Origin of the sequence: Lishizhenia sp., from assembly GCF_033720595.1 — a bacterium.
Classification (GTDB): Bacteria; Bacteroidota; Bacteroidia; order Flavobacteriales_D; family Crocinitomicaceae; genus Lishizhenia.
Map to the genome: position 1 here is coordinate 1 of NZ_JAWWCF010000191.1, position 5,524 is coordinate 5,524.

Annotated in this window: 6 protein-coding genes; all 6 read right to left on the reverse strand. The window is 38.0% G+C overall.

What is annotated here, in order from left to right:
* On the reverse strand, positions 1-487 hold a 487-nt coding region (locus R3333_RS12075; RefSeq protein ID WP_318959032.1), incomplete at its 3' end, for an MFS transporter.
* A gap of 60 nt (positions 488-547) precedes the next feature.
* Positions 548-1,339 (reverse strand): metallophosphoesterase family protein, encoded by a 792-nt coding sequence (locus R3333_RS12080; protein WP_318959033.1) that lies wholly within the window; start codon positions 1,337-1,339, stop codon positions 548-550.
* An 11-nt stretch (positions 1,340-1,350) separates the two neighbouring features.
* Positions 1,351-2,043, reverse strand: coding sequence for a hypothetical protein (locus R3333_RS12085; RefSeq protein ID WP_318959034.1), 693 nt, complete (start codon positions 2,041-2,043; stop codon positions 1,351-1,353).
* 3 nt (positions 2,044-2,046) lie between these two features.
* Complete coding sequence (locus tag R3333_RS12090; protein ID WP_318959035.1) at positions 2,047-2,781, reverse strand: GNAT family N-acetyltransferase; 735 nt, start codon at positions 2,779-2,781, stop codon at positions 2,047-2,049.
* Positions 2,778-4,133 carry a sodium:solute symporter family transporter gene (locus R3333_RS12095; RefSeq protein WP_318959036.1) on the reverse strand — a complete coding sequence of 452 codons (1,356 nt, stop codon included), beginning with the start codon at positions 4,131-4,133 and terminating at the stop codon, positions 2,778-2,780. Before R3333_RS12095 ends, R3333_RS12090 begins: the two co-directional genes overlap by 4 nt.
* Positions 4,121-5,524 (reverse strand): SusD/RagB family nutrient-binding outer membrane lipoprotein (locus R3333_RS12100; RefSeq protein ID WP_318959037.1); only part of this gene is annotated, 1,404 nt, incomplete at its 5' end. The genes R3333_RS12095 and R3333_RS12100, both read right to left, overlap by 13 nt.

Below are 5,524 nucleotides of genomic sequence, written 5' to 3' on the forward strand. Positions count from 1 at the left end.
CCGCCAATAAAGCAACCATACCCACAGAAAAATACCCCGAGAATTCATTCAGTCCCATTGCGAAACCTCTATCCTTCTCTCCTACCAAATCTATCTTCATTACTATTGTACTACTCCAAGTAAGGCCCTGATTTATCCCTAAGAGAACGTTGGCAAAAATCACCCAATTCCAACTCGGTGCATACATTAAAATTAAGGGAACAGGTATGGCTATCATCCACCCCGCTATCAATAGGTTTTTACGTCCAAATTTATTGGCCAATTTCCCTGTAAAATAATTGGTCATCGCCTTGGTAATTCCAAAGGCAGTGATAAAAGATAAAATTGCCGTGTAGGATTCCTTTCCAAAAACCTCGTGCGCAAAATCTGGAAATATCGTACGCTCTAATCCTACCATACCTCCAACAAAAGCATTTACAATTACCAAAATCGTAAATTGCTTCCAATTCTCCTTCAACCCTAGTTCAACTTTATCCTTCTTGCTCATAGTATTCAAATCGTCAAAAGTCTCAATTATAAGCAAAAAAAAGCGTAACTCTTGTTACGCTTAAAATTTCAATGGTTTTCCTTGCTCTAGCCGCTCCTCCTTTGGAAGGATTTCCATGTTATCCCAAAGTCCTGTTTCCAAGGTTTTTGCATAGGCTTCTGGCAAACCCTCTACTTGCATTTTTTCCTGAGCTTTCTTCCAATTATATTCGAAGGAACGGTGTTTTACCCTTTTTGTTTTTAAATCTACAAGGGCATACCACACATGAGAACGTCCATCATTTGCTGGCATTCCTATTACACCGGCATTTACCCAAAGTCCCGTTTCTAAACTTTGATAAAAAGGGATTCCACTATGTCCAGCCAATACTACATCCACTTGCAATTCTCTCATTATTTCTTCTTTATCTGCGGCGGGCGTAGATTTAAAAATGAATTGAGAAATATCTCTTAAACCACCATGAATCACTCCCACTTTGCAACCGTCGATTTCTAGGGTTATGGTTTCCGGCAATAACTTCATTTCATCCTTGGCTTTTTCATTGACATGAATTTGAGCGTAAGGAAACCAAGTTTGAGAAAAGTTTGAACACCTTGATCCTTCTTCGAAATTACAACCACAATCTTCTGCACCAGCAGAAAGTTGTTGTTCCACATTTCCTGCTATCCAGTGAATGCCCCAATCTTTTATCAGATCTATGGTCTCTTGGGGATTTCCACAATAACCAACAACATCTCCTGTACAAATTACACGAGAGGGTTCAAACCCCAATTCTCGTGCAATATCTTTCATTTTTTGTGTAGCCTGAAGGTTACTGTAAGGTCCTCCAAATACAAGGATTTCGTTCTCCATTATTTCGCTATTTATTCTTTTGGTGTAGAACGTTTAGACTTACTTTTATACTCTCCAAACCCCACAGAGGCTTTGATGTAAAACAAAGATTTCACATGTGGACCACCTTTGAGTTTATCTTCGGTAGTAAGTTCTACCCACCTTCTAGAAACATAGGGTAATTGTGTTCCAATTTTAAGACTATAGGTAAAAGATGAATTAAACTGGAAACCAATTCCTAAATCCGCTCCGTGCATTCTGTTGTCTAAACTTACGTAGGCTTTATTCTGCGTTAAATAACTTTCAAAATCTGTAGCGGCCTGATCGAATCCCTCATAAGTGTAATTATAATTCAGTAAACGATAACCGATGTAAGGATAAAGGTCCCAAGTATCTTTTTTGATTAAGCTATAACCATAGGAGAAAGCAACAGTAGAAAGGGTATTCTTCACTCTGTAATTAGTTTGTTCTTCTTCTTTAGAATTTATTGAATAGTCAATGCCATAAACATGTTGTCCATATTTCCCATTCAAATTAAAACCAAAAAGGACTTCTGGCAAACTGCCTTTTTCTAAAGACTTACTGTTTAAATAGGTGTTAAACTGACCTCTTTGAAAATCAACATACTCCATTTGAAACCCATAAGAAATCCCTTTGTAATTTTCGCTTTGAGCATTCACAAACAATGAGCTCAAAAGCCCTAAACCAAGTAATAATTTTTTCATAATTTAATCGTTTAAAGTGTAAAAAACATCTACCTCATCCAGAACAGTGAAACCAAAATGATCGTAAACTTTTTTCCCTTGAGGAGTAGCTTGTAAAACCAGTGTATCCAAATCCATCTTCTTACTCAAGTAAAACGCATATTGCGTAATTAAGGAGCCCAAACCTAAATTTCTATACTCCGGTAAGGTTACCACAAAATAGAGTCCTAAGGTATTTTCATAAGGATGAAACATGGCCGCGCTTACCGCTTGGTTTTGATGATGACCTAGAACTAAAATAATTTCTTGGTCTTGTAACATCTTCCCAAAGGCGTTATGGTTCAAATTCCTTTCCGCCAACAAGGTATTTTCTACCAAATCCATCCATCGTTTAAAATCATGTTCGTTCTCAACCGTTTTCAATCGAGAAAAATCTGCGTTTTGAGGTAAGGAAAAGTCTGTACTTTCCGCCTCCATTTGATACCAAACACCGTGCCTTTTATAGGTTCTTTTTAAATCTTCAACAAGTGTTTTATCACTCACAAAGCGAGGTAATAACAGTGTGATTGGTTTTCCTATGTCTTCAATATTCCTTTTTGTAAGCTCTGAGAACCGAAACACATTCACCCCTAAATTGGGCCAGGCAGAATGAGCAGAACTATATGCTGTCAAATCCTCAAATTTCACCTTTGTTGCAATACCATACTTACACGTTAGGTCCAACAAATGTTCATAGTTCTTCACCCAATTCGATTTCACTTTTTCAGTTTTAAGCCAAAAGGTAAGAAATATAAAAACACACAAAAGAGGACTCCAAAAATATTTGCCCACAGTAATGAAGCATAAGGACCTTCTGTAAAAATTAGAACATTAGGAAATAAATCCATCGCGTGTAATATTCCAATTGATATTCCTCCCAGTACACTCGTATAAAAGCTTAAGGAAGGGGCTTTCAACCACCAAAACAGGAAAATGGGTGTTAGACCGATTACCATCGTTCCACTTACAGTGGTTGCAGACAAGACGGTAGGATTAAAAAAAATAGGGATACTGCCCAATACAGCCACGATGACCATAGTTACTCTACCCACCTTCACAGAAGTTCCTACTCCTAAATCTATAGCAATTAATTTACTAAAAGATGCAAATGAAGAATCTAAGGTTGAAGCTGCGGATACGATCATAATAAAATTGATGAGCAGCAAAAGCACGGGACCAAAGATTTTACCATAATCTGCTAAACTTCCCGGTTCCATCCCTTGCATTTTCCCAAAAATCCCAAGAAAACTAAATAAGAATATACATATTCCTCCCAGTATACCTGCAGCAATAAAACTCCACAGCATAACTTTGGGTTGGGTAATGAAAGCCCTATCGGTCATCACCGGATCGTGAAAGGGGTAACTTAAAGATTGGAGCAGCGCTGCAAACAACAGATTTATTCCGCCGTCATAAGAAAAGGAACCACTTGTTGCTATTTCTGAAAATTGAAAGCTTTCCTCTTTCATTAAAAAACTGAGGATTACCGTTAATAAAACAGCGAACAAACCCATTTGTATTAGGTCTGAAAAAATGGAACTTCTTAATCCACCCTTGAGGGTATAGGCCAATGTTAAAGCCGTAAAAACAAGGATTGATGAATAGTAAGCGGTTGTTCCTCTTTCACCAAAATAACTGCCTATGACCATGGTGTTAGACCAAATTTCATTAAACAATCGAAAAGCTATAATCAAAGAGAAAAGTTGCAGTGCACCTCTTCCATAACGTTCATTTAAAAACACATGAATACTCTTGAGGTTACCCTTCACACGCATGTAGTAAATAATTATTCCTGCTACAATAAATGAAAGGTAATAGGCCGCATAGGCCAATCCACCAACGGCTCCAAATTTGTTCCCTAAATCGCTCGCATTTGCTATTGATTTTGCAAATACCCAAGAGATGACCAAACTCCCAGTAAGCATGAACCAATTGGGTTGCTTATTGAGGTTTTGAGCCGCAAAAAATTGCGCACTCGTTTTGGACCATGGAGAAAGAAAAAAAAGTGCGACACTAGAGGCTATTACTAATCCCCATTGCCACACTTCTATGTTATTTACTATTGTTCCCACCAACCTTTACTGTTGTAATTATCTCCACCAATTTCGCTAACGGCATCAGAATAATTGCTACCGTTTACTGCTTGTTCCGTAGAGGGATATGCATAACGCACAGGATACACATCTCCGTTTAAATTATCTGCTGGAATTGTTAAAGAAGGATAACCTGTTCTACGGATATCAAACCATGCTTCATAACCATTCATAAAAGAATTGATCCACTTTTGGGTCATAATTCGTTCTAGGTTGTCCACTCCATTCAATACCACATCTGCTGAAAGTAAGTAATTATTAGGAAGAGCTACTTCGAAATAATCAAAAGATGCTTGAATACCTTCCTCGTAATACGCTTGAGGACTTCCTGAAATCCACCCTTTTTGAGCTGCCTCAGCTAAACAGAACTGTAATTCTGCATAATTCATATACACCGCTTTCATTCCGTCTGGAATATCACGAAGAAAACTTCCCATCAAAGAGATATCATTCAAATCGTAATTATTTTGATTGGCTCTGCTTAAACCGTTAGGAATTCCTTTGAATTCTGAGGTACCATTTTGCTGACTCAAATTTGTAGGCTTATAAAAACGCCCTACTCTATCATCAGATAATCCACCCATGATATTTTCGGCATTTTTACTCATACGTACATCTACATACCTACCTTCACGTTCTGTAAAAATCACCCATTGATTCGGTGATGAAGTTAAGTATGGTAATACCGCATTGTCTTCATTCCCTTGGAAGAAATTACCTTCAGTGACAATTTCTTGCAGCTCTACACTTCCATCATATTGATTAGAAATCCTTAGCAAATAACGCACGCGCAATGCGTTGGCAAACTTGATCCATTTGTTCAAATCGCCGTTGTACAGTATATCTCCCTCTATACTATGGTTTGTAGTCTCCAATATATCTACTGCAGTCCTGAGTAAATCTAAAATTCCACCTTCTTTTAAATAGATGTCTTCTTGACGGTCAAAGGCAGGGGTGAAATTTCCTTCACGTTCCCCTTCTAAAGCTTCGAAATAAGGTACATTGGTCCACAAATCTGTTAGCAAAGAAGCTTGATGCGCTTGTAAAATATCAGCAACAGCTCTATACGCTTCATTACTTTCTTCTGCTTCCCTTACCGATTTCAAATCATTAAGCAAACGGTAGGTTTCATTCCACAAACCTTCATTGTTACCCAGGTCATACCTATCCACAGGTAAAAATTCCAAATTTGCTGAATGTTGCGCCAAAAGCGCCCCGGCGTGCCATCCCCAATACGCTTGGTTGTCGGCACTTTCTGCAATAACATTTGAAAGTAAAAACTGCGGGTGCACATCTTCTGGTGCATTCGGGTTTACGTTGTATTCATCAAACTTTTTACAAGAAAAAGCCAAGAATACGCTAACTATTAA

What these genes read in the sequence shown, in the direction of transcription:
- R3333_RS12080 (WP_318959033.1), bottom strand. Translation starts at nt 1,339, where the DNA reads ATGGAGAACGAAATCCTTGTATTTGGAGGACCTTACAGTAACCTTCAG.
- R3333_RS12085 (WP_318959034.1), bottom strand. Translation starts at nt 2,043, where the DNA reads ATGAAAAAATTATTACTTGGTTTAGGGCTTTTGAGCTCATTGTTTGTG.